Origin of the sequence: Microbacterium sp. RD1, from assembly GCF_052220165.1 — a bacterium.
In the GTDB taxonomy this organism is placed as follows: Bacteria; Actinomycetota; Actinomycetes; order Actinomycetales; family Microbacteriaceae; genus Microbacterium.
Genome location: NZ_JBQPOL010000002.1, coordinates 544526 through 568078 on the forward strand (window position 1 = coordinate 544526; position 23553 = coordinate 568078).

Annotated in this window: 19 protein-coding genes; 11 read left to right on the plus strand and 8 right to left on the minus strand. The window is 72.2% G+C overall.

What is annotated here, in order from left to right:
* The first annotated feature begins 119 nt into the window (after positions 1-119).
* From ACTU3I_RS11565 to ACTU3I_RS11585, 5 genes are read left to right on the plus strand one after another with little or no spacing between them, the layout of a single operon-like run.
* Positions 120-1403 (plus strand): glycerophosphoryl diester phosphodiesterase membrane domain-containing protein, encoded by a 1284-nt coding sequence (locus ACTU3I_RS11565; protein WP_442925836.1) that lies wholly within the window; start codon positions 120-122, stop codon positions 1401-1403.
* The gene (locus tag ACTU3I_RS11570) at positions 1400-2062 is read left to right on the plus strand and encodes a DUF4129 domain-containing protein (protein WP_442925837.1); all 663 of its coding nucleotides are present in this window, start codon (positions 1400-1402) and stop codon (positions 2060-2062) included. Before ACTU3I_RS11565 ends, ACTU3I_RS11570 begins: the two co-directional genes overlap by 4 nt.
* The gene (locus ACTU3I_RS11575; RefSeq protein WP_442925838.1) at positions 2059-3231 is read left to right on the plus strand and encodes a DUF4350 domain-containing protein; all 1173 of its coding nucleotides are present in this window, start codon (positions 2059-2061) and stop codon (positions 3229-3231) included. The genes ACTU3I_RS11570 and ACTU3I_RS11575 overlap by 4 nt, the downstream gene beginning before the upstream one ends.
* Positions 3228-4199, plus strand: coding sequence for an AAA family ATPase (locus ACTU3I_RS11580; RefSeq protein WP_442925839.1), 972 nt, complete (start codon positions 3228-3230; stop codon positions 4197-4199). The genes ACTU3I_RS11575 and ACTU3I_RS11580 overlap by 4 nt, the downstream gene beginning before the upstream one ends.
* A gap of 1 nt (position 4200) precedes the next feature.
* Positions 4201-5499 (plus strand): DUF58 domain-containing protein, encoded by a 1299-nt coding sequence (locus ACTU3I_RS11585; RefSeq protein ID WP_442925840.1) that lies wholly within the window; start codon positions 4201-4203, stop codon positions 5497-5499.
* 144 nt (positions 5500-5643) lie between these two features.
* Here the strand turns inward: ACTU3I_RS11585 and katG are convergent, their stop codons facing one another.
* The 3 genes from katG to ACTU3I_RS11600 all read right to left on the minus strand — a co-directional run bounded on the left by katG (position 5644) and on the right by ACTU3I_RS11600 (position 9483).
* Positions 5644-7905, minus strand: a complete 2262-nt coding sequence (gene katG, locus ACTU3I_RS11590; RefSeq protein ID WP_442925841.1) for a catalase/peroxidase HPI — start codon at positions 7903-7905, stop codon at positions 5644-5646.
* Between the two features lie 22 nt (positions 7906-7927).
* A complete protein-coding gene (locus tag ACTU3I_RS11595) occupies positions 7928-8380 on the minus strand; it encodes a Fur family transcriptional regulator (RefSeq protein WP_442925842.1) in 453 nt (150 codons plus the stop codon).
* 107 nt (positions 8381-8487) lie between these two features.
* Positions 8488-9483, minus strand: a complete 996-nt coding sequence (locus tag ACTU3I_RS11600) for a stage II sporulation protein M (RefSeq protein WP_442925843.1) — start codon at positions 9481-9483, stop codon at positions 8488-8490.
* A gap of 16 nt (positions 9484-9499) precedes the next feature.
* Between ACTU3I_RS11600 and ACTU3I_RS11605 the strand changes: the two genes are divergently transcribed.
* Positions 9500-10315, plus strand: coding sequence for an RDD family protein (locus ACTU3I_RS11605; RefSeq protein WP_442925844.1), 816 nt, complete (start codon positions 9500-9502; stop codon positions 10313-10315).
* A 150-nt stretch (positions 10316-10465) separates the two neighbouring features.
* On the opposite strand, the gene ACTU3I_RS11610 is transcribed toward ACTU3I_RS11605, so the two are convergent.
* Positions 10466-10672, minus strand: a complete 207-nt coding sequence (locus ACTU3I_RS11610) for a DUF3499 family protein (protein ID WP_442925845.1) — start codon at positions 10670-10672, stop codon at positions 10466-10468.
* A gap of 67 nt (positions 10673-10739) precedes the next feature.
* On the opposite strand from ACTU3I_RS11610, the gene ACTU3I_RS11615 reads away from it, so the two are divergent.
* A complete protein-coding gene (locus ACTU3I_RS11615; RefSeq protein WP_442925846.1) occupies positions 10740-11174 on the plus strand; it encodes a metallopeptidase family protein in 435 nt (144 codons plus the stop codon).
* A 9-nt stretch (positions 11175-11183) separates the two neighbouring features.
* Here ACTU3I_RS11615 and ACTU3I_RS11620 read toward each other — a convergent pair whose 3' ends face one another.
* The 4 genes from ACTU3I_RS11620 to manA form a co-directional block, all read right to left on the minus strand.
* Positions 11184-12566, minus strand: a complete 1383-nt coding sequence (locus ACTU3I_RS11620; RefSeq protein ID WP_442925847.1) for a DUF5719 family protein — start codon at positions 12564-12566, stop codon at positions 11184-11186.
* The gene (locus ACTU3I_RS11625; RefSeq protein ID WP_442925848.1) at positions 12563-15394 is read right to left on the minus strand and encodes a glycosyltransferase; all 2832 of its coding nucleotides are present in this window, start codon (positions 15392-15394) and stop codon (positions 12563-12565) included. The genes ACTU3I_RS11620 and ACTU3I_RS11625 overlap by 4 nt, the downstream gene beginning before the upstream one ends.
* A 67-nt stretch (positions 15395-15461) precedes the next feature.
* Positions 15462-15788, minus strand: a complete 327-nt coding sequence (locus ACTU3I_RS11630) for a WhiB family transcriptional regulator (protein ID WP_442925849.1) — start codon at positions 15786-15788, stop codon at positions 15462-15464.
* Between the two features lie 155 nt (positions 15789-15943).
* Positions 15944-17116, minus strand: a complete 1173-nt coding sequence (gene manA / locus ACTU3I_RS11635; protein ID WP_442925850.1) for a mannose-6-phosphate isomerase, class I — start codon at positions 17114-17116, stop codon at positions 15944-15946.
* 42 nt (positions 17117-17158) lie between these two features.
* Between manA and ACTU3I_RS11640 the strand changes: the two genes are divergently transcribed.
* The 4 genes from ACTU3I_RS11640 to ACTU3I_RS11655 all read left to right on the plus strand — a co-directional run bounded on the left by ACTU3I_RS11640 (position 17159) and on the right by ACTU3I_RS11655 (position 23543).
* Positions 17159-18571 (plus strand): O-antigen ligase family protein, encoded by a 1413-nt coding sequence (locus ACTU3I_RS11640; RefSeq protein WP_442925851.1) that lies wholly within the window; start codon positions 17159-17161, stop codon positions 18569-18571.
* Positions 18568-19917 (plus strand): O-antigen ligase family protein, encoded by a 1350-nt coding sequence (locus ACTU3I_RS11645; RefSeq protein WP_442925852.1) that lies wholly within the window; start codon positions 18568-18570, stop codon positions 19915-19917. The genes ACTU3I_RS11640 and ACTU3I_RS11645 overlap by 4 nt, the downstream gene beginning before the upstream one ends.
* A 13-nt stretch (positions 19918-19930) precedes the next feature.
* Positions 19931-20926 (plus strand): glycosyltransferase, encoded by a 996-nt coding sequence (locus ACTU3I_RS11650; RefSeq protein ID WP_442925853.1) that lies wholly within the window; start codon positions 19931-19933, stop codon positions 20924-20926.
* Positions 20927-21059: 133 nt separating this feature from the next.
* Entirely contained in the window at positions 21060-23543 is a 2484-nt protein-coding gene (locus tag ACTU3I_RS11655; protein ID WP_442925854.1) for a GH39 family glycosyl hydrolase, read from the plus strand.
* Positions 23544-23553 lie beyond the last annotated feature (10 nt).

Consider the following 23553-nt stretch of genomic DNA (forward strand, 5'->3'; position numbering starts at 1 on the left):
CCCCCGTGCGCTCCGAACAGCGTAATCCACAGCGCTGAACAAGCGCCGAGCACGTCCGGGGCGTGTGACACGATAGAACCAGCCGCAGCACGACGGGGCCCGGCGGCCCGAGGAGGCACATGACCGACTATCCGGCCTGGATGCCCGCTCCCCGCCCGGGAATCGTGCCGCTGCATCCGTTCGGGTTCGGCACCACGCTCGGCCGCTCGTTCTCGGCTCTCCGGCAGAACCCCGCGGTGCTCCTCGGCTTCGCCCTCGGCGTGCAGGCCCTCGCCTATCTCGTGCTGCTCGTCGCCGTCGGCGCCGTGGCCGTCGCGTCGTTCACGCGTCTGGACACCCTGACCCCGGGCACGGAGGACTTCCAGGCCGTGCTGGCCGGATCGATCGCCCTGACCGCGATCACCGGCATCGTGCTCGGCCTCGCCGCCGGAGCGCTCGGCGTGCTCGTCCAGGGGATCGTCGTGAGCGAGGTCGCCGCCGCGGTCGTGGCCGAAAAGCGCACCCTCGGCGACCTCTGGCGGCGTGTTCGACCCGTGGCGTGGCGACTGATCGGATACGCGGCGCTGCTTTCCGCCGCCGCCATCCTCGCGATCGCGCTCCTTGCGGCGGCGCTCTTCGCGCTCGGCTCGGTGGCCCTTCCCGCCGCGATCGCCATCGGGATCCTCCTCGTTCTCGGCGCCATACCGCTCGTGCTGTGGCTGAACACCAAGCTGCTCCTGGTCCCGGCCGTCATCATCCTCGAACGCGCGCCGATCCGCGCCGCCATCGGGCGCTCATGGCGCCTGACCCGCACACGCTTCTGGCCGACGCTCGGAATCCTCGTGATCATCTCGTTCACCTTCGGCGTGATCGGGCAGATCGTCGGCATCCCCTTGCAGTTCGTCTCGATGGGTCTGACGACCGTGATCTCGCCCACCGGCGACCCGGATGTCGGCGCCCTCATCGCCGTCCTCGTGATCGCGCTGATCACCCAGGTGCTGACGATCCTCGTGCAGTGCGTCGCGCTCATCGTGCAGTCCACGGCGGCGGCTCTGATCTACGTGGACTGCCGGATGCGGCACGAAGGCCTCGACCTCGACCTCTCGGCGTATGTCGATGCCCGCGACGCCGGCCGGCAAGATCTGCCCGACCCCTACCTCGCGCACATCGGACGTGTGCTGCCGCCGCGCGCGCCGGCATCCGTCGCCGGGTACGCCCCGCCTGCGTACCCGCCTCCCCCGTACGGCATGCCGCCGATGCCGCCCACTGCCGCGCCTGCGTACCCGCCATCCCCGTACGGCATGCCGCCGACCCCGCCCCCGGCGTCTCCGGCACCGCTGCCTCCCGCACCGCCGGCTGCCCCGGCGCCCGAGCGCACGACGTGGGCGGCCCCCGGTTCCCCCGACAGCGCCGGCCGCGCGTGACGTTTCCCGCACCCCGGGCGGGGACCGCGCCGCTCCTTCCCGACTCCGAGGACGCCCGCGAGTGGGTGCGCCGCGAGCTCTCCGACCCGGCGTACGACATCGCCGAGCCCACGTTCCTCGACCGGGCCGCGCGCGCCGTCGCCGAATTCTTCGAGCGGCTGCTCAATGCCCAGCTGTCCGGCGGGTGGGGGCCGGCGGTCGCCGTCGGTGCCACCGTCGTCGTCGTCGCGCTGCTCGTGGCCGCCATCGTGGTGTGGGGACGCCCGCGCGCTTCGGCGCGAGTGCGCCGAACGCCCGGCGCGGCGTTGTTCGGCGACGCCGACGCCCGCACCGCCGCGCAGCTGCGCGCGGATGCAGAGGCCGCTGCCGCCCGCGGCGACTGGGATGAAGCGATCGTTCTCCGCTTCCGTGCCCTGGCGCAGGGGTTGACCGAGCGCGCGATCGTCGAGCCGCCGCCCGGGCAGACGGCGCAGCGGTTCGCCCGCGACGCCGCGCGGGCGTTCCCGGCCCGGTCGAGCGAGCTTCTGGCCGCCGCATCCGCCTTCGACGACGTCCGCTACCTCCGCCGCCCCGGGACCGCCGCCCTGTACGACGCCGTCGCGCGGCTCGATGACGCGGTCGCCGTCGGTCGGCCCCACCTCGCGGGGGCGCCGCTGTGACCGACACCTCCGCGCCGCCGGCGGCACCGGCCTCCTCACGCCGGAGGCGCATCCTCGCGTGGGCGGGCCTCGCGGCCGCCGTGGTCGTCGTGGGCCTGATCGGCTCCGCGCTGGCGAACGGCGGTGCGACGCAACGCGACGCCCTCGACCCGGAGTCGGTCGGACCCGCCGGGACACGTGCCGTCGCGCGCGTCCTGGAGGAGCGCGGGATCGACGTGCGGATCGCTCGCGACCGCTCCGCGGCCCGGAGTGCACTCGAGTCGGGGAACGCCACCCTCGCCTTCGCCGACCCGGCGGGGCTGAGCGACAGCGCCCTCCGTGGCCTCGTCGCGGATGCCGCGGATGTGGTCCTGCTCGAACCCCGCACACGCACGCTGGGCCTGCTCCTGGACGGCTCGGAGCTCGCCGGCGCCTTCGCCGACGCCGAGCTCGCAGCCGAGTGCCGCGAACCCGTCGCGGCATCGGCCGGCGCGGTCGTCGTCGGCGAGCTGTACACGGCGGCGGCGGGAGTGGTCGGCTGCTATCCGTCCGACGGCGGCCATGGCCTCCTCGTCTCCCACAGCGGGAACCGGACGATCAGCGCCGTCGACGCGCGCACCCTCCTCGCCAACGACTCCCTCGACGAGGCGGGAAACGCGGCCCTCGCGCTCGGCCTGCTGGGAAGCCGCCCGACCCTCGTCTGGTACGTGCCGTCGCTCGCCGACGCCGATGCCGCACCGCCGACGCTCGGCGAGCTCACCCCCGCGTGGGTCAGCCCGGCCATCGTGCTGCTCCTGGCAGCGGGCATCGGCGCCGCCGTGTGGCGCGGGCGGCGATTCGGTCCGCTCGTGGCCGAGACCCTGCCCGTCACCGTCCGGGCCGCGGAGACGACGGTCGGACGCGGCCGGCTCTACGCCCGCAGCGGCGACGCGCCGCACGCCGCTGCACAGCTTCGCCGCGCGACCCTCGCCCGCGTCGGCCGCGCCCTGGGCCTCGGACCGCGAGTGCCCGCGGCGACGGTGGCCGACGCGGTGCTCTTCCGCACCGGGCTCGACGCTCCCGCGGTGCGGAGCCTCCTGCTGACCGAGATCCCCCGAACCGACGTCGAACTCGTGGAGTTCGACCGACGACTGCGCACCCTGGAGGCGGACGTTCGCGCCGCACTCCGATTCCCGAAGGAGAACCCATGAGCGACCCGGTGACCGACGGCGATCCCCTCCGCGACGCGATGCATCGCGTACGGCAGGAGATCGGCAAGGCTGTCGTGGGCCAGGACGGAACGGTGACCGGGCTCCTCATCGCGCTCCTCGCGCGCGGTCACGTGCTGCTGGAGGGCGTCCCAGGGGTCGCGAAGACCCTTCTCGTGCGCTCGTTTAGCCGCGCTCTCGGACTCGACACCAAGCGCATCCAGTTCACCCCCGACCTCATGCCGGGCGACGTCTCGGGGTCGCTCGTCTACGACGCGCGCACCGGGGAGTTCGAGTTCCGCGCCGGGCCGGTGTTCACCAACGTCGTTCTCGCCGACGAAATCAACCGCACCCCGCCGAAGACCCAGGCGGCGCTCCTGGAGGCGATGGAGGAGCGTCAGGTGTCGACCGACGGCGTGACGCGCCCCCTTCCGGAGCCCTTCCTCGTGGCCGCCACCCAGAACCCCGTCGAGCACGAGGGGACGTACACCCTCCCCGAGGCGCAGCTGGACCGGTTCCTGCTGAAGCTCGTCGTGGACGTCCCGGGGCGCGAGGCCGAACTCGATGTCCTCCGGCGGCACGCGGCAGGATTCGACCCGCGCGCTCTCGACGCGGCGGGCGTGACGCAGGCCACGACGGCGGCGGAGATCCTCGGGGCGCAGCGCGCCGCCGCATCCGTCTCCGTCGCCGACGACGTGCTGGGCTACGTCGTCGACCTCGCGCGCGCGACGCGGGAGAGCCCGTCGGTTCAGCTGGGTGTGAGCCCTCGCGCGACGACGGGGCTGCTCGCCGCCGCGAAGGCCTGGGCGTGGCTGAGCGGATACCCCGCCATCACGCCCGATCACGTGCAGACGATGCTGGTCCCGACGTGGCGCCACCGCATCCGGCTCCGCCCCGACGCGGAGATCGAGGGCGTCACCGTCGACGCGATCCTCGCCTCCGTCGTGCAGCAGACCCGCGTCCCGCTCTGACGTGTTCGTCACCGGCCGTTTTCCCCTCCTCGTCGCCGTCGGCGTGGTTCCCGTCGTGCTGCTGAGCGGAGCGGGGATCGATCCGTGGGCGGTCGCGGGCGGGTGGCTTCTGCTGTCGCTCGCGGTCGCCGCGGCGGATGCGGCGGCCGCCGCCGACCCGCGCACCGCGGTGATCGAGCGCCGTCTGCCGGCGCGCACCCTCCTGAACGAGCCGGCCGAGTCGCACGTGATCATCACCGCTCCCGGATCCCGCCGTCTCCGCGGGGTCCTCCGCGACGCCTGGCAGCCGACGGCCGGTGCCGAACCGTCCCGGTTGCGCGTCGACGTGCCCGCGGGCGAGCGGCGGATCCTCCGTCAGCGCCTGCTGCCCCGCCGCCGCGGCGAGCTGCGCAGCGCCTTCGTGGTCCTGAGGATCCCGGGCCCGCTCGGCATCGCCGGGCGTCAGGCACGCCGCGATGCCCCTGGGCGGGTTCGCGTGCTGCCGCCCTTCCGAGCGCGCCGCCACCTGCCCTCGCGCCTGGCCCGCCTGCGCGAGCTCGACGGCAATACGAGCGTGCAGGTGCGCGGCCAGGGAACGGAGTTCGACAGCCTCCGCGAATACGTGCGCGGCGACGACGTGCGCTCGATCGACTGGCGCGCCACCGCCCGTGCGGGCGCGACGATGCTGCGCACGTGGCGTCCCGAGCGCGACCGCCACGTGGTGCTGCTCGTCGACACCGGTCGCACGTCCGCCGCACGCGTGGGCGACGGGACGCGCCTGGATGCCGGCATGGAGGCGGCGCTCCTGGTCGCCGCCCTCGCCGCCCGCGCCGGCGATCACGTGCACCTGGTGATGTTCGACCGCACCGTCCGCGCGCGCGTCACCCGCATCGACGGCGCGGCGCTGCTGCCGGCGCTCGTCGACGCGATGGCGCCGGTGGAGCCGCGGCTGCTGGACACCGACTGGGATGCGGCGTTCGCGGCCGTCCGCGCTCTGACGACACGACCGAGCCTCCTCGTTCTCCTCACCGCGCACGACGAGCCCGAAGCCTCGCGCGGATTCCTCGGCTCGCTGCCCGCTCTCACCGGGCGCACGCGCGTGCTCGTGGCGACGGCGGCCGACGCGATCGAGGATGCGGCGCCGGGCAACGCCGCCGAGGTCTACGCCGCCGCGGCGGCCGCCCGCGCACGTTCCGACGCTGCGCGTGTGGCGGGCGCGATCGGGCGTGCCGGCGCGGAGGTCGTCGTCGCATCCGCCGACGATCTGCCCCCGCGCGTGGCCGATCACTACCTCGCGCTCAAGGCTGCCGGTCGCCTCTGACTCCGCACGTGCGGGCAGATCGGCCGAGATCAGGACGGATGCGGGCGAGGAGTTCCGCATCCGGCCCATTCGCCCGCACTCGCGCGGGCGGACACGGAAGGCCCGCCCCCGGCGTGGGGACGGGCCTTGCGGATGTGCGGCGGGTCAGACGAGGTCGAAGCGGTCGAGCTCGGTGACCTTGCGCCACGCGGCGACGAAGTCGCGCACGAACTTCTCCCTGGCGTCGTCGCTCGCGTAGACCTCGGCGAGTGCGCGGAGCTCGGAGTTCGACGCGAAGACGAGGTCCACTCGCGTGCCCACGCCGACGCGGTCGCCGGAGCCGTCCTTCACGCCCTGGAACGCGTGCTTGCCGTTGTCCAGCGGCGTCCAGGTCGTGCCGAGGTCGAGCAGGTTCACGAACACGTCGTTCGTGAGCGCGCCCGGCGTCGCGGTGAAGACGCCGTACTCGGAGCCGTCCCAGTTGGCGCCGATCGCTCGCAGGCCGCCGACCAGCACTGTCGTCTCGGGCGCGGTGAGGGTGAGCAGGTTCGCCCTGTCCAGCAGCAGATACTCCGCCGGGAGCTTCGCGTCGGGCGAGACGTAGTTGCGGAACCCGTCGGCGAGGGGCTCGAGGTGGCGGAAGGAGACCTCGTCGGTCTGCTCCGGCGTGGCGTCGGTGCGGCCCGGGGTGAAGGGCACCTCGACCTCGACACCGCCGGCCCGGGCTGCCTGCTCGACCCCCGCGTTGCCGGCGAGCACGATGAGATCGGCCAGGGAGACCTTCTTCCCATCGGCCTGCTGCGCGTCGAACTCGGCCTTCACGCGCTCGAGGACGCCGAGCACCGTCTGGAGCTGCTCCGGGTTGTTCACCGCCCAGTCCTTCTGGGGTGCGAGGCGGATGCGGGCGCCGTTGACGCCGCCGCGCTTGTCGCTCCCCCGGAAGGTGGAGGCCGCGGCCCACGTCGTGGATACGAGCTGCGGCACGCTCAGACCGCTGTCGAGGATCTGCTGCTTGAGCGCGGCAGCGTCGGCGGCGTCGATCAGCGGGTGGTCGACGGCCGGCAGCGGGTCCTGCCAGACGAGCTCCTCCTGCGGCACCTCGGGGCCGAGGTAGCGGGCCCTGGGACCCATGTCGCGGTGGGTGAGCTTGAACCACGCGCGGGCGAACGCGTCGCCGAACGCCACCGGGTCGTCCTTGAATCTCCGCGACACCTTGTCGTACTCGGGGTCCAGGCGAAGCGCCAGGTCGCTCGTCAGCATCCGCGGTTCGCGGCGCCCGTCCGAATGCGCGAGGGGCACCATGTCGGCACCCATCCCGTTCACCGGACGCCACTGGTTCGCGCCGGCGGGGCTCTGGAACAGCTCCCACTCGTACGCATACAGGATGTGGAAGAACTCGTTGTCCCAGCGCGTCGGGTGGTAGGTCCAGGTGACCTCCAGTCCGCTCGTGATGGTGTCGTCGCCCTTACCCGTGCCGTGCTCGTTCTTCCAGCCGAGGCCCTGCTCGTCGAGGTCGGCGGCCTCGGGGTTGGGGCCGACGGCGTCATCGGGCGCTGCGCCGTGCGTCTTGCCGAAGGTGTGGCCCCCGGCGATGAGCGCGACGGTCTCCTCGTCGTTCATGCCCATGCGAGCGAACGTCTCGCGGATGTCGCGCGCCGACAGGAGCGGATCGGGGTTGCCGTTCGGGCCCTCGGGGTTCACGTAGATGAGGCCCATCTGCACCGCGGCGAGCGGCTTCTCCAGCTCCCGGTTGCCGGTGTAGCGCTCGTCGCCGAGCCATGTGGTCTCCGGGCCCCAGTAGACGTCGTCATCCGGCTCCCACACGTCGGGGCGTCCGCCGCCGAAGCCGAACGTCGAGAAGCCCATGGACTCCAGAGCGACGTTGCCGGCGAGGATCATGAGGTCGGCCCACGAGATGGACTGGCCGTACTTCTTCTTCACGGGCCACAGCAGACGCCGCGCCTTGTCGAGGTTGACGTTGTCGGGCCAGCTGTTCAGCGGAGCGAAGCGCTGCATGCCGGCACCGCCACCGCCGCGACCGTCGGTCGCGCGGTAGGTGCCGGCGCTGTGCCACGCCATCCGGATCATGAGGGGGCCGTAGTGTCCGAAGTCAGCGGGCCACCAGTCCTGCGAGGTGGTCAGCACCTCCTCGATGTCCTTCTTGACCGCCGTCAGGTCCAGCGCCTCGAAGGCCGCCTTGTAGTCGAAGCCGGGGTCGAGCGGGTCGCGCTCGGCGCTGTTCTTGGCCAGGATCTTCACGTTGAGGCTGTTCGGCCACCAGACGCGGTTGGCCGAGCCGTTCGTCGGGTGCGGGAGGGGGCCGGCGGGCTCGCTGTCGGCGGGTGCCTCGCCGACGGGCAGGCGGTTGTCGTCAGGCGCTGCGCCATCGTGGAAGACGGGGCATCCGGGTGCGGCGGTGTCGCTCATTCAGGTCCTCTCAGTGCGTTCTTCACGAACGTCGTTCGGGTGTGACGGTTTCCGCTCGGCAGTTCGGGCACAGTCCCCAGAACGTCACCTCGGCGGTGCGGATGTCGTATCCGGCACTGTCGGGAACGTGCAGGCACGGCGCCTCACCCACGACGCAGTCGACGTCGTCGATGCGGCCGCAGGACGTGCAGACCATGTGGTGATGGTTGTCGTCGACCCGCAGCTCGTACATGCCGGGGCGACCGGCCGGTTCGATGCGACGGGCCAGCCCCGCCGCCACGAAATCCCCCAGGGCGTTGTACACCGACTGCACGCTCGTCCCGGGAAGGGCCGAGCGGATGCGGTCGAACACGTCGTCCGCCGAGGAATGCGGCATGCCGGTCAAGGCGTCCAGCACCGCGCTGCGTGTCGCGGTCACGCGCAGCCCTGCCGCGCGCAGGCGCGCATCCGAGGCCGTGTCGGAACCGTCGAGCATTCCTCGACTCTATCGATTGTTTTGAACGACTCAAAACAATCGAGATGCTCGGCGTGTCCTCGCTCGGCCCGGCCGCTGAGCGAGCCGCAGGCGAGACGAAGCGCGGGTCACCCCGCGACGAGCCGCGTCGTGCCCGCTTCGTACTCGGTCAGGTCGCCGCTCTCCCCTCGCCCGGCAGCACGACTGCCGAGTACCAGCATGTACGCCAGGAACGCCGCCAGCGCGAGCGCGCCGATCGCGATCTTGAGAGCGAGAGGCCATGGCGCCGGCGTGACGAAACCCTCGATCACGCCGGAGACGGCGAGCACGCCGATCAGCCCCAGAGCGATCGTCCCCAGTGAGCGGCCGGCGGATGCGAGCGCGTCGGCGCGGGGGCGGGGGCCCGGCGCCACCCACGCCCAGAAGATCTGCAGCCCCGCCGCCGCAGCAACCAGCACAGCGGTGATCTCGAGCATCCCGTGCGGGAGGATGAACGAGAAGAACACGTCGCCGCGGTCGAAGGTGAACATCACCGCCGCCGCCGTCCCGATACCCACCGCGTTCTGCACGAGCACCATGAGAGGCCAGATACCGGTGATGCCGAAGATCACGCACTGCGCGGCGATCCAGGCGTTGTTGGTCCAGACCGTCCCCGCGAACACCGCCGCCGGATTCTCGCTGTAGTACGACGTGAAGGCCTCCTCGGCGTACTGCTCGAGCTCCGCCTCGTCGCCGAGTGCGGCCACCGCGGCCGGGTTGGCGGCGATCCACGCCGCGACGAGCACCGAGACGAGCAGGAACCCGATCATCACGGCAAGCGTCGTCCATCTGACGCGGTACAGCGCCGCCGGAAGCTGCTGCACGACGAAGCGCGGGAGGGCGGCCGCGACGTTCTCCCGCACGCCGGTCAGCTGCAGACGCGTCCGCGCGAGGAGCGTGGAGACGGCATCTCCCTGCGCGGTGCGCCCGGCCGACGTCTTTATGTCGGCGAGATCGGCGGAGGCGGCGCGGTAGCGCGTGACCAGCTCGTCGACCTCGGTGCCGGTGAGGCGGCGCGCCCGGCTCAGCTGGTCCAGCCGAGCCCATTCGTCGCGACGCGCGGCCGTCAGCGCGTCGAGATCCATGTGCTTCACTGTACCCATGGCCCCCGACCTCGCCGTCGCGCGCATCGCGCAGGACGAGACGGTCACCGGGGAGGCTGTCGCTCTCGATGTGCAATCGGTCGGGTTCTTCCTGCGGGCCGTCGGCGCGCTGATCGACTTCGTGGTCGGAGTGGTGCTCCTCCTCGTCTTCGCGGGGGTCCTGTCGTGGCTGGTCTCGACCGGGGCAGCCGGTCCGGAGATCGTGCCGCCCGCCGCGATCACCCTGCTCGTCGTCGTCACCGTCGTCCTGCCGACGACCGTCGAGACGGCCACCCGCGGACGGAGCCTCGGCAAGCTCGCCGTCGGCGGCCGGATCGTCCGCGCCGATGGTGGTGCGATCGGCTTCCGGCACGCCTTCCTGCGGGCGCTGGCCGGCGTCCTGGAGATCTGGTTCACACTCGGCGCTCTCGCGGCGATCGTCGGCGGGTTCACGCCGCGCGCGCAGCGGATGGGTGACCTGCTGGCGGGCACCTACAGCGAGCGCACGCGCACCCCGTCGCTCCCTCCTCCCGCTCCCGGTGTGCCGCAACCGCTCGTCGCGTGGGCCGTCGTCGCCGACGTGGCCCGGCTCCCCGACCGGCTCGCCGCCCGGGTTGCGCGATTCGTACGATCGGCGCCCGATCTGGAACCCCGTGCCCGCGACCGACTCGCCGAGACCCTCGCCGCCGAGGTGCGCCCGTTCGTGGCGCCGGTTCCCGCGGTCGGCCCCGAGATCTTCCTCTTCGGCGTGGCGGCCGTCCGCCGGGACCGCGAATATCGTGCTCTCCTCAGTGCGGCCGACCGCGTCGCCCGTCTCGCTCCCGCCCCCGACTGAGCGGCACCAGCTCCTGCCTTCCCGGTTTGGGGCGCACATCGTGCTTCGGGGCGCTCATCGGTCGCCCCGAAGCACATCCAGCGCCCCGAACCCGCGGCACGCGCGCCCCGAACCCGCGAGCGCGCGGCATCGCGGCTCGGGCGCGGCGACTCAGACGCGAAGCGTCTCGTGGCGCACGACCACCCACCCGCGAGGAACGGAGAGCCGCTCGGTGTGGATGGCGCACAGGTCGTGCGCGTGGGGGTCTCCGGCCGCGCCGAGCGGGCCGAGCGCCGCCATCTGGTCGCCGTAGTCGTAGGTCAGCGTCGCCACCGCCTCGCGGGAGCACCCCACTTTCGAACAGAGTCTGTCGCGCACCGCGTCAGACTATCCGCGACGGCCGCTCGCCCGGCGCCGCCCCGCCGCGCCCGCCTAGGATGAAGACATGATCCGCCGTCGCGCCCGCGAGCACTCCGGCGCGCGACCGTCCCGCCACGGCCGACACGGCAGGCTCGACCGCAGCCCCGTCGTGAGACCGCCGCTCCCGCCGCTGGACACGCGGGCCGACCGCTTCGATCTCACCGTCGGCGCCGCCTCGGAGTTCCTTCGCTCGGCGTGGACCGAGTTGCGCGATGTCTCCTTCGAGATCGGAAATCTTCCCCCGCGCGCCGATGATGACGGGATCCCCCGCTGGAGCGTCCTCCGGGAGCAGAAGCGGATCATCCTGTACCGCGTCCCGATCGAGCGGCTCAGCCACCTGCACCGCAACGACGACCTCCATCGGCGGATGATGATCGAAGGCGCGGTGTTCCGCGCCGCGGCGGAGTACCTCGACCGGGATCCCTGGGACCTCGGCCCCGAGCGCTTCCGGTTCTTCTGAGGACGCCGCTCAGGGAAGGACGGTGACGGGGGCGGCTGTCGCATCCGCGCCCCACACGGGGTAGCCGGCCACGGCGCCCGCCGCCGAGAACGACACCGCGGCGTAGACCGCGGCCGACGGCTGCATCTCATAGACCCCGGCCCGAGGCGTCGGCACCTGCACCGCCGCATCGGCGGGCACGGTCACCTCGTCGCTCTGCCCCGCGGGGTCGGTCACCGTGACCGTCGTCTCCTCGGCGCCGGCCACGAGGGTGAGCGCGGCGCCGGCTCCGGCCGGGACCGCGAAAGCGCTGGGGAGCGTGACCTCGGGAGCGGCGGCGAACCACGCGAAGTCGGCGCCTTCGGCGAAGCCGGTGGTGCTCCACACGCCGGCCACGACCGCGGCATCCGCGGTCACCGTGACCGAGTAGACACCGGTCTCCGGCACCGCCAGCTCCAGCTCGCGGGGGACCCCCGCCGCCAGCGGCACGCTCACCGGCGCGCCCGCCTCACGGCCCTCGGAGTCGCGCAGCGTCACCTCGGCCGTGGTGTCTTCGCCGGGGGCGAGCAAGCGCGTCAGCGCACCGACATCCGGGGCGTCCGCGCCGAACGCGGTGGCCGAGACGCCGGGGATCACCTGCCGTGTCGAGGCCTCCGCCGCCGGGCTCACGCGGTCGACGCCGCCGGCGACGAGGGTGCGGACGAGGCTGGACTGCAGCGAGGCCACCACGGGCGCGCCGGTCGCCGTCACCCGTACGACCGGGCTCTGCTCCGACGGGAGCAGGCCCGCGAGCGGGACGACGACCTGCCGACCGGCCGGGACGACCCGATCGGCGCCGGGGGCGGTCACCGGGCCCGAGGCTCCGTACACGAGAAGCCGAACGCTCGCGGGGACCGTGCCGGGGTTCGAGAGCACGACCAGGTCGCTGGCTCCCGTCGTGGTCGCGCCGCCGACGAGCCACGACTCCAGGAGCGGCTGCCGGCACGCGGATGCCGCGAACCCGCGCAGGTCGGCGCTCTCGACGCTCGCCGAGCCGGCGCCGGCGTACAGCGGCGCGGCGCCATCGTCCGGCGTGACGGTGAACGATGCCGGCGCCGCGTCGCCCGGGCCCGACAGGGCGCGCTCGGACGCCTGCGCCTCCCGCGGCCCTGAGACCACCGTCTGATCGGCGGCGATGGAGAGGGACGCGGCGTCCTCCACGACCCGCGCCAGCGCGAGGAGCGGTCCGTCGCAGGTGAGGCTCGACTCCGCCGGCGCCGGGGTCGCGTCCACCGCCACGGGTGCGCGGGCGACCGTCGGCCAGGGGAAGGCGACGGCCACGATGACCGCGATCACCACGACGACGGCAGCGATGGCCCCGCCGAGCAGACGCGTACTCGTCGTGATCCACCGCATGAGGGGGCTCCGGGTCATCGCGCCTCCTTCGGGACCGGGCCGACCACACGGGGCGTCCGGCGGGCGCTGCGCCTGCTCGACGCGGTAGGAACGGCCAGCAGCAGGCAGATCGCCACGACGGCGATCTGCGCCCACCCCACGCCCTGCGCGATGCTCATGACACTGCGCGAAGGCTCGGCGCGCGGGGTCACATCGGTCTCCACGCGCCACAGCGTGCCGCGCCCGGTGTCGCCGACGGCGTCGAGCTGATCGCGCTGATCCAGCGACGCCGCGGCGGTGAGGCGCAGAGGACGCGCGGCATCCGCGTCGGCGTCTGCGGCAGCCAGGAGGAGCACGAACCCGATGCCCCGCTCGGCGAGGCCCGTCACCGCGGCCGGATCGGTGGTGGCGATCAGATCGGCGGTGAGGTCGGCCAGCTCACGGTCGGGGTGCGACGGGCGGATGCGGGTGGCCTGGGCGGTGCTCTGCCCGCCGAGGGTCTCGCTCCCACCCCACACCACTCGGGCGAGAACGCCGTCGCCACGAGGGTCGATCACGAGCGTGCCCAGGCGCACGTCGCCTCGTCCCTCCGCCGCGACGTAGGCCGGGAGGGTCGACGTCGGACCGTTGGTGAGAGCAGCGGTCTCGCGCAGGGGCGCGGTGAGCGCGGGGAGAGAGAGCACGGCGAGCACGACGAGGACAAGGAGTGCCACGGCGGGGCGGAGGGAGGCGATCCGCGACGGAACGCCGGCGTCGAGCGTCAGGACGGCGCCGCCGAGGGCCCCCGCCCACGCCAGCGACAGGGCCGCGCCCGGCCAGATCGACACGACCCCCGCGCCGGATGCCGAGACGGCGATCGCGGCGGCAGCGAACGCGGTGGCGATGCCCAGGAGCGTGATCGCGAGGAGGCTCGCCCCGGTCGGCCACCGCGGCGTCAGGAGCGCGAGGAGCGCGAGGACGGCGATCGGGGCGGTCAGGAGAGGTACCCACCACACCGGGGCGCCTCCGAGGAACCCGCCCCATCCGCCGGGGTCCGTCGTCGGGAAGCCCGCCGCCAGGAGGAGGCGCCCCGCCGCATCCGCGGGCACGGCGCCGCCCTCGGGACGGCCGGGGTCGGCGAGAAGGGCCAGCGCATTCCCCTCGAGGACGCGCTGCCAGATCAGCGGCGCGAAGAACACCGCCGTGGGGACGAGAAGCCACACGACCTTCGGCACGTCGCGACCCGAGCGCAGCAGGGCGGTCGCCAGGAGCATCGCCGCCCACAGGACGACGAATGCCGGCGCCAGCGAGGGAGCGCAGGCGATCACGCCGACCAGCAGCAGCGAGGCGCCGCCCGCCGCCGCCCATGAGCGGTGGGCCACGCTGCCGGTGTAGAACACCCAGGGCAGGAGCAGGTGCACGATCACGGCCGCCGGCCGCCCGTCGATCAGAGAGGCGAGGAAGGTCGGCGCCAGCGCCCAGCCCAGGCCGCCGAGGATCCGAAGGAGCGACCGTTCCGTCACACGCGTCGCCGCGAACCATCCACCGAGCACGGCGAACGGGAGGGCGAGGAGCCACAGCCACACCACCGCGCGCGACGGGTCGACTGGCGAGAGACTGCCGAGGAGGGCCACGACCGCGGCGAACGGGTCGGCCGGCCCCACCTCCGCTAGTCCGAGCGCGCGCTGTCCGAACGCGGCATCCGCCCACAGCTGGCCGACGGTCGCCCGAAGGGGAAGCAGCGCCCCGCCGCCGAGAGCCGGCCAGGCCAGCAGGGCCGGGAAGGCCGCGACCGAGACGACCAGCGCGCCGAGCACCGCCCACGCGCCGCCACCGGTGAAGAAGCGCAGATCGCTGCGAATGGGTGCGTCGGCTTCGGCGCCGTCGCCGTCCAGTCGCGTCCGCAACTCGGTGCGGCTGACCCGCAGCGGCGCCAATCGCGTCCAGCTCACCTTCCGCGTCGCGCGGATGCGGGTTCGCGCTCGCGCAACCACTCCCCAGCGCACCAGGGAGACGACAGTGGCCGCCCACTCCGGGCCGACGCGCGCGGGCTGCTTGGCCACGAGGTGCAGGATCGTCCGCCACACGGCCAGCGGGAGCAGAGAGAGCCAGTGCAGCGGCACCGCCAGGGCCGGCGCATAGGAGAGCCGGCGGTGCAGTGCAGCGCGGCGGACGGCGTAGTGACGCCGCGCGGAGCGTCGGCCGGTGGGAAGTCCCGCCGCACCGTCACCCGCGACGGCGACGAACGCCGTGGGGACGACCGTGACCCGCTCACCGGCGAGCCGCGCGCGCACCCCCAGATCCAGGCCCTCGTCGGCACCCGCGAGCGCGCCGTCGAGCCCCTCGAGCGTCCGCCAGACGTCCCGGCGCACCAGCACCCCGCGGACGTCGGCGCCCAGCACGTCCTCCGCGGCGTCGTGCTGGCCCTGGTCGAGCTCGTCCTCGGCGAGCTCGACGCTTCGGCCGAACCGCGACATGCTCACGCCGAGGGACACGATCTCGCTGGGCTGGTCCCACCGTACGAGCTTGGGCGCGGCGAAGGCGACGGATGCTGCGAGCTCCAGGGCTCCCGCCAGACGAGCGAGGGCGCGCGGCTCCGGCGCGGTGTCTTGAGCGAGCAGCCACACGGCGTCGCCGGTCAGCCTCGGAGTGGCCAACGCCGTCGCCGCGGCGAAGCCCGTCCCCGAGGGGGCGGTGATGACTCCCTCCGCGCCCGACCCCGCCGCGATGTCTCGCAGGGCCGCGTCGCCGCCGCAGAGGACGATCGTCAGAGCGTCGACGGGACGCGTCTGCGCATCGAGGGCGGCGAGCGTCGCGCGCAGGTGCGCACCGGCAGGCGTGCGGCCTTCCGGGCGCACGACGAGGATCGCGTGTACTCGAACGGGCATGGCGACCTCAGCCTAGGTCGCCCGGTTGCCGCAGCTCGGCGCACGCGCCGAGCGGAGCGCGATCGTGTCAGCCCGCGCGGCGCTTGAGCTTGCGACGCTCGCGCTCACTCAGACCGCCCCAGATCCCGAAGCGCTCGTCGTTGTGCAGCGCGTACTCGAGACACTGGTCGCGGACGTCGCACGTGGTGCAGATGCGCTTGGCATCCCGTGTCGACCCGCCCTTCTCCGGGAAGAAGGCTTCGGGATCCGTCTGCGCGCACAGCGCGTCGCTCTGCCAGGCGAGCGGGTTGTCCTCCACGACATCGATATCGCGGCGGACACCCGGTACTCCGAGCTGAACCGGATCCACGAACCAGTTGTCGGGTACGCCGGAGCGATACTGTGACCCCGTCATGTCGTCTCCCGCTTGATGTTGCCCCAGCTTGCCCCAGCCACGCCGGCCGCGTGTACGCATAATTACACCCGTGTCATTCGCTCGGGTCAAGTCGCGGATACTAAACCCTCAACGGCGGCTTCACAGTTGACGGCGCTCCCGCGGCGTGTCGCGCGTCAGACGGGCGACCCGGGCATGGCGACGAACGCCCTCCCCGCGCCCGCCACGCGCAGCGGGCTCTCCGTCGGCGACGCCAGCAGCGCCTGCCCCGGCTGGAGCGTCACGCGGTCGCCGCCCGCGCCCGTGACCTCGACGATCCCTTCGACGGCGAGGGCGATCGCCGCGCCCGAGAACGGCACGCTGAGCGCGCCCTCGCCGACGGTCACAGCGGTCAACGCGAAGTCGGTCACCCCCGCGTCGAACACCTCGATGCCGGGAGCGACACGGCGCGGGGGCAGGAGAGGCGCCGGCCCGGGGGTGGGGTCCAGCACGGCGAGCAGCTCGCCGGCATCCACGTGCTTGGGCGTCAAGCCGCCGCGCAGCACGTTGTCGCTCGCGGCCATGAGTTCCACGCCCAGTCCCGAGACGTAGGCGTGGAGCACGCCGGCGGGGACGAAGAGCGCCTCACCGCGCTCGATCGTCACGAGGTTCATCAGGAGCGCCACGACGACGCCGGGATCGTTCGGATGCTGCCGGGCAAGCTCCCGGGCGAGCCGAAGCTCCGCGTCGAACTCCGCCGACTCCGCGCCGGCGAGGACGGCGAGGATGTCGGCCACCTCAGCGCGGGCGTGCCCGCCGAGGAGCCACCCGATGGTGGCGCGCAACGCCTCAGCGGCGTCAGCGCCCTCGAGGTGCGCCGCCAGCGCCGCGGGTCCGCGTCCCGTCCCGAGCGTGGCGACGAGCCGGCGCGTCGACTCGAGCCGTCGGAGTCCCGCGAGCGCCTCGAACCTCTCCCCCACGGCCACGACCAGCTCGGGCTTGTGGTTGTCGTCGCGGTAGTTGCGATCGGCGGCGTCGCGCGGGATCCCCTCGGCCTCCTCGCGGGCGAACCCCGCCTCGGCCTGCGCCTTCGACGGGTGCGCCTGGATCGACAGGGGCGAGCCGGCGGCCAGCAGCTTGAGCAGGTACGGCAGCCGGGAGGGCGTGCCGAGTTCGCCGGCGCGATGCGGCAGCCAGCGGTCGAGAGTCACGCCGGGCGCGTCGTCGACGAGCGCGGGAGAACCGGGATGATCGCCGAACCACACCTCGGCCTCGGGCTCCCCGCTGGGCACGCGCCCCTCGAGCTCGGGGATCAGGGTCGACGACCCCCAGGCGTAGTTGCGGGGGGTGTTCGCAAGACGAACCAGCACGCGCCCAGCCTATGACGGGTGCGCGCGGTACCCTGAGTTGCCATGGCGATCCACACGAAGCATCCCGTGTCGGCGCCGCCCGCCGCCCCGATGCGGGAGAAGACGGCCCACCTCCTGCTGCGGGGATGGTGCGTCTTCGTGCTCGTCCTCGCTCTCGGCGGCACCGCCTGGGTGAACGCCGCCGGCGCGGCGGTGACCGGCGTCGTGACCGTGGCCTCCGGTGTCGTCTCCGCGATCGTCTGGCTGGTCGCTCGTCCCCCCCTTCAGGGCCGACGGATGCCGTGGCTCGCGCTCGGCTACGTCGCCTGGGCCGGTGCGTCGCTGGCATGGAGCACGTGGCTCGGCACGTCGGCGCTCACGTGGCTCCTCCTGGTCGTCACGACCGTGCAGGGCCTCTTCCTCGCGGCCGTCCTCGCGTGGCGGGAGATCGTGCGCGCGCTGGCATCGGCCCTGAAGTGGGTCATCGGCCTCAGCATCGCGTTCGAGCTGTGGGTGACGCTCTTCGTGCAGGGCCCCATCCTCCCCGGATGGCAGCGCCCCGATCCGGCCGTGGACTACGACCCCATCGTCTACTGGTCGCGCGACAACCTCTTCGACGGGGACGGGCGGATCCAGGGCATCTTCGGCAACTCCAACCTGCTCGCCGGCGTCATGGTGCTCGCCCTCATCGTCTTCGGCATCCGCTACGCCGCCCGCGCCCCGAGGCGCGGTCTGCTGCTGGCCTGGATGGCCGTCGCCGCGTTCCTCCTCGTTCGCGCGGGCTCGGCGACCTCCTACCTGGCCGTCGTCGCCGTCGCCGTCGTCCTTGGCACGGTGCTGCTGATGCGCACCGCCCGCCGACCCGGGGAGCGCACGCGCTGGTACGTCCTCTACGCCGTTGTCGGCCTCGGCGGCGCCACGGCGGTCTGGTTCGGTCGCGACCTCCTCTTCACCGCCCTCGGCCGCTCGGCGGATCTCACCGGCCGCGAGTCGATCTGGGAGCAGGTGCTCGAGCGCGCGTCGCAGCATCCGGTGATCGGATGGGGCTTCGCGACGCCGTGGCTGCCCTGGGACCCGCACTTCGACGGGTGGATCATCGACCACGGCGAGACAGTCATGCAGGCCCACAGCATGTGGCTGGATGCGTTCCTCCAGCTGGGCGTGGTGGGGGTGATCCTCCTGGCCGGCGCGTACCTCGCTTTCGTGTGGCGTGCGTGGTTCTTCGCGGTGGACCGGCCGCGCTTCGACCTGCGCGCCGATCGGCCCTACTCGCCGGTCACGCTCCTGCCGACGCTCGTCGCGACCCTCCTCCTCGTACAGGGTGTGACCGAATCGGGTCCGCTCCTGGTGTGGGGGTGGATGCTCTTCGTCCTGTTCGCCTTCAAGATCAAGCAGGCGCCGCTGGTCGGGGTAGGAAAAGCGGAGCAGCGACTCGCCATCGAGCGCGGCGAGCAGCCGCCGATCGCGGTTCCGTGAGCGAGCAGGCGCCGCATCCTGCGACGGGCCTCTCCGCCCTCCTCGCCTCGACACCGTTCGCGCGCGCCTACACCCACACCGCCCTCGCCGCGGTGTTCGCCGCCTTCGCCGTCGAGCGCATCGCCGGATCGGTCGCCCTGGCCACGATCCTCGGAGGGCTCGCCGTTCTCGGCGTCGGCATCCTCGTCGCGCGGCGCGCAGAGTACTCGCTGGTGCGCCTCGCGCCGACCACTCTGCTGATGTTCCTGGCGTGGACCCTCACGACGGTCGCCTGGACCGGCGACCGGGGACGCACCCTCGCCGGATGGGTCGCCCTCGCCGGGATCGCGCTGATCGCCGTGGTCGTCGCGCTCGTGCGGGACACGCTGCAGATCGTCCGCGCGCTCGGCGACGTCCTGCGGTGGCTGCTGTCGATCTCGCTGGGGATCGAGATCCTCTCGGGCGTCCTGCTCGACATCCCCATCCCGTTCCTCGGCATCCAGGGCAGGATCGCCGAGCTGGGGCCCATCCAGGGCATCTTCGGCACGCGCAACATGCTCGGGTTCGCCACCGTCATCGCCCTCATCACCTTCCTCATCGAGTACCGCACGCTCTCCGTGCGCACCGGGGTGGCCCTCTTCTCCGTGATCCTCGGCGGGGTCACCGCCGTCCTCACCGACTCGCCCACCGTGTTCGTCGTCGCCGTCGCGGTCGCCCTGGTCACCGCGGCGCTCGTCGTCGTCCGGAACGCTCCGCCCGAGCGGCGCAGAGTGCTGCAGTGGGTGCTCGGCGCGATCGTGGTCGTCGCCGGCGTCACCGGATACGCGCTGCGCAGCACGCTCATCGGCGTGATCGGCGCCGGCACCGATCTGTCGTTGCGGACCGACCTGTGGAGCACCCTCGTGCCGCTCGTGCGATTCCGGCCGGTGTACGGATGGGGATGGTTCGGCCCGTGGGCACCGGCGGAGTTCCCCTTCAACTACGTCAACGCCGTGCTGCGCGAATCTCACGCGTCCGCCCTGAACGCCTACCTCGACGTGCTCGTCCAGGCCGGCTGGGTCGGGCTCCTGCTCTTCCTGGCGTTCGCCGGCGTCGCCCTTCTTCGCTCCTGGCTCGACGCGAGCCAGCGACGCTCCGTGGTCTACGCCTGGACGCCGCTCATCCTCGTCGCGCTTCTGGTCGACTCGCTGTTCGAGAGCTTCACGCTGTCGGGTTTCGGCTGGTTCCTCCTCGTCCTGTGCGCCGTGCGCGCCGGTCAATCGCGATCGTGGCGTGAGCGGATGCGATCACTCGACGGTCCCCCCGGCGGGGTCGAGACCCTGCCGGCGGCGGGCGGCGTTCAGGGCCCCGACATCTCTCGCGGGTAGAATCTGCACCGACATGAGCGAATCCGAGCGCCCCTCTTCCCCGGCATCCGCCTTCGACCCCGCCTCCGCGACGATCACGATCGTCACGTACAACCGGTCGTCGCTGCTGTCACGGCTGCTGCAGAGCATCGCACGGATGGATCCGAAACCCGGGCACGTCGTCATCATCGACAACGCCTCCGTCGACGACACGGCGTCGGTCATCGACACCTTCCGCGACCGCATCGGCACCGAGATCGTCTATCGGCGTCTCGAGACCAACACCGGCGGCTCCGGCGGATTCAGCGAGGGCATGCGCGTCGCCTATGAGCTCGGGGCGGAGTGGATCTGGCTCATGGATGACGACGTCGAGGTGATCCCCGACGGCCTCGCGCGGATGGGCGCCTGGGCGCCGCGGTTCCGCAGCATCCAGGGCCGGCGCTACGACTACGACGGCAGCGAGTTCTACTGGCAGTACCGCATCGCCGAGAGCATGGGTATTCCGATCCCCTTCGCGCCGGCGGGCTTCGACCGATCGGGGTACAAGGAGATGAACTCCGGATGCTTCGAGGGGATGTTCATCCACCGCGACATCGTCGCGAAGATCGGCCTTCCCGACCCTCGCTTCTTCATCTACTGGGATGACCAGCTCTACGGGTGGCTCGCCTCGCGGCACACGACATCGGTCATCGTGAACGAGTTCGTCCTGCGGCGAACGCGCGAGATCAAGCAGTGGGACATGGGCATCCGCCACATGAACGCCTCGAGCGACGCGTACCGGTACTACATCATGCGCAACCGCGCGATCATCAAGCAGTACTACCGCTCGCTCGACGTGTACCGCCCGGCGCTCTTCGGCCTCGGCACCGCGCTCACGTTCGGCAAGGAGCTCATCCGCCTCCTCTTCGTCGAGCGCACCGTCCGCGGGACGTCGAACCTCTTCCGGGGACTGCGCGACGGGCGCCAGATCGCCCGGGACGACTCGTGGGCGCCGATGCCTCCGCTCGAGGCGGCCACGGCGCAGGCATGACTCCCCCGCCGCTGGCTGCGACGACATCGCACGGCAGATAACCGGTCAGCGGCTCCGCCTAGAATCGACCGAAGAGGACGCCGCATCGGTCTTCGATCACCATCGTTTTGACGACCATCAGGAAAGGCCGCCAGTGACGACCTCAGTCCCTCGCTCTGCCAAGCCCCTGTTCCTGCGACGCGCCGGCGCCGCCGCCGTCGGGGCGCTCGCTCTGTTGCTGGCCGCGTGCACCCCCTCGGCGCCGCAATATCCCGCGCAGCCGGACTTCGCGCCGATCCTCACGCCGGCGGACCACGTCCCCACGTCGGACTCCACGCCTGTCACCTTCACCGCGAACTACGCCGACACGGGTGCGGTGTACGACCCCGACCAGATCTTGAACGCCTCGCAGGGCGGCTACGCTCCGATGACGAACCCGCGCTGGTTCGTGGACCGGCTGCCTCAGCTCTCCGAGATGGGAATCCGGGAGGTGCGGATCGATCACATCCTCAACGACACGTTCTACCGCGTCGTCGACTCCGCACCCGACGGCTCCGTCACCTACGACTTCACCCGCCTGGACGCCGTGGTGCTCGAGATCATCGAGCAGGGCATGCAGCCGCTCCTCGCACTGTCGTACACGCCCTCGGCCTTCGGGAAGACGCACGATGTCCCGGAGCTCACCGGGTGGACGGCCGCGGTGACCGAGGTGGTCTCGCACTACGCGACCCTCGGCTACACCGGATGGACCTGGGAGGTGTGGAACGAGCCGGACCACGACGGGTGGACGGCGAAGCAGTACAACGCTCTGTACGCGGCCAGCGCGCCCGCCGTCAAGGCCGCCGATCCCACGGCGCGCATCGGCGGCGCCACCGCGGCCTACTTCACCTCCGAGGGCGACATCTCCGGGCGGTTCATCGAGTTCGCCGCCGCCAACCCGCAGATCCCCGTCGACTTCTTCTCCGTCCACAGTTACTCCAGCGACAACTGGGATGTCGTCGAGGACGCCGAGTCCGCTCTCGCCGACGCGGGTCTCGACATCCCGGTTCTCATCACGGAGTGGGCGCTCAACCCCACCATGAACACGGGACCCGGGTTCGGCTCCGACAGCAACTCCAGTCCGACCGGCGCGGCGTACGTGGCTCGGCGACTCGCGTTGGCTGCCGAGTCCTCGGCCGAGCGGATGTTCTATTTCTCGCCCGTCGAAGGGCTGACCTACTCGCTTCCGTACAACGGAGACCTGGGGCTCATCACGGTGGACGGCCATCGCAAGTCGGTGGGCAACGTCTTCGAGATGTACTCGCACCTCGGCGACACCACGATCCCCCTGACAGCGTCGGGTGCGGGAACCGACACCCGCGCCATCGGCGGTTTCGCCACGCGGGACAGTGCGTCGCTGGGCACGACCGTCCTGCTGTGGAACGCCACCGAGACGGATGCGGCGGCGACGGTGTCACTGGAAGACCTGCCGTACGCGGACAAGAACGTCCGCGTGACCCAGCGGGTGATCAGCGGAACGCAGGGCAACGGGTACGCCGACTCCTCCACCACCGTCATGCCGAGCTACCCGAGCGCGAACGAGAACGCGCCAGTGATCGCCGATGAGGTGATCGCGGCGACGAGCGAGTACTCCGGCGACATCACCGTCCCGGCTGCCGGCGTGGTCGAGCTGCGCATCGAGGAGACCGCCCTCGACGCCGGCACTCCGACGGTGAGCGCCGAGCCCGCCATCACCACGCTCGCATCCGCGGCATCCGGAGCAGTCGCCACCGGCTCGAGCTCCATCGAAGACCCGGCGAGGGGATGGTCGGTCGCCTCGGCGAACGACGGCCGCCGGTACGCCGTGGATGTCGACGAGAGCGTGGTCCGAGGGTGGAGCTCCGAGACGCACGCGGCCGCGGAGGCGACGGAGTCGCTCATGGTCGACCTCGGAGAGCCGCGTCCCGTCGACAGCGTCTCCCTGTGGCCCTACAGCACGCGCTCGCAGGAGAGTTCGGGGTATCCGGTCGCAGCGGAGATCAGCGGCTCCGTCGACGGCACCGAGTGGGAGCCTCTGGCGACACTGGCGGGAGACCCTTCCCACCCCCAGGTCTCCGGCGAGCAGACCTTCTCGTTCGAGCCGGTGGAGGTGCGCTATGTGAAGGTGACGGCGACCACCCTGGGCGCGGTGACGCGGGAGAAGGGCTCCTACGCGTTCCAGCTCGCGGAGATGGAAGTCTCCCGCACCGGCGTCCTCAACGGCGGGTTCGAGAGCGGAGAGCTGACCGGATGGACCTCGAAGGGCGGCGTCGCCATCACGGCGGACACCGTTCACCGTGGTCAGAGCGCGGCGAGCCTGGACGGCGGCGCGTCCGTCAGCACGGAGATCCGGGGTCTGCGACCGTCCACGACGTACACCGTCGGCGCCTATGTGAAGGCGTCCTCCGACGACGAGCCGGTGACCCTCAGCGCGACTCTCCCGGTGTCCGGGAGCAGCGAGACAGCGACGTCGACCTCCCACTGGCAGCACTGCTGGGTGACGTTCACCACGGACGCGCAGGAGACGAGCGTCACGATCACCGTGGCCAACGCGAAGGGCGCTGACGCCGCGTCGCTGGACGACGTGACAGTGTCCAGGGTCCCCTCGAAGAAGGAGTAGCGGCCCCGAG

What these genes read in the sequence shown, in the direction of transcription:
- ACTU3I_RS11565 (WP_442925836.1), top strand. Translation starts at nt 120, where the DNA reads ATGACCGACTATCCGGCCTGGATGCCCGCTCCCCGCCCGGGAATCGTG.
- ACTU3I_RS11580 (WP_442925839.1), top strand. Translation starts at nt 3,228, where the DNA reads ATGAGCGACCCGGTGACCGACGGCGATCCCCTCCGCGACGCGATGCAT.
- katG (WP_442925841.1), bottom strand. Translation starts at nt 7,905, where the DNA reads ATGAGCGACACCGCCGCACCCGGATGCCCCGTCTTCCACGATGGCGCA.
- ACTU3I_RS11595 (WP_442925842.1), bottom strand. Translation starts at nt 8,380, where the DNA reads ATGCTCGACGGTTCCGACACGGCCTCGGATGCGCGCCTGCGCGCGGCA.
- ACTU3I_RS11600 (WP_442925843.1), bottom strand. Translation starts at nt 9,483, where the DNA reads ATGGATCTCGACGCGCTGACGGCCGCGCGTCGCGACGAATGGGCTCGG.
- ACTU3I_RS11605 (WP_442925844.1), top strand. Translation starts at nt 9,500, where the DNA reads ATGGCCCCCGACCTCGCCGTCGCGCGCATCGCGCAGGACGAGACGGTC.
- ACTU3I_RS11615 (WP_442925846.1), top strand. Translation starts at nt 10,740, where the DNA reads ATGATCCGCCGTCGCGCCCGCGAGCACTCCGGCGCGCGACCGTCCCGC.
- ACTU3I_RS11620 (WP_442925847.1), bottom strand. Translation starts at nt 12,566, where the DNA reads ATGACCCGGAGCCCCCTCATGCGGTGGATCACGACGAGTACGCGTCTG.
- ACTU3I_RS11625 (WP_442925848.1), bottom strand. Translation starts at nt 15,394, where the DNA reads ATGCCCGTTCGAGTACACGCGATCCTCGTCGTGCGCCCGGAAGGCCGC.
- ACTU3I_RS11630 (WP_442925849.1), bottom strand. Translation starts at nt 15,788, where the DNA reads ATGACGGGGTCACAGTATCGCTCCGGCGTACCCGACAACTGGTTCGTG.
- ACTU3I_RS11640 (WP_442925851.1), top strand. Translation starts at nt 17,159, where the DNA reads ATGGCGATCCACACGAAGCATCCCGTGTCGGCGCCGCCCGCCGCCCCG.
- ACTU3I_RS11650 (WP_442925853.1), top strand. Translation starts at nt 19,931, where the DNA reads ATGAGCGAATCCGAGCGCCCCTCTTCCCCGGCATCCGCCTTCGACCCC.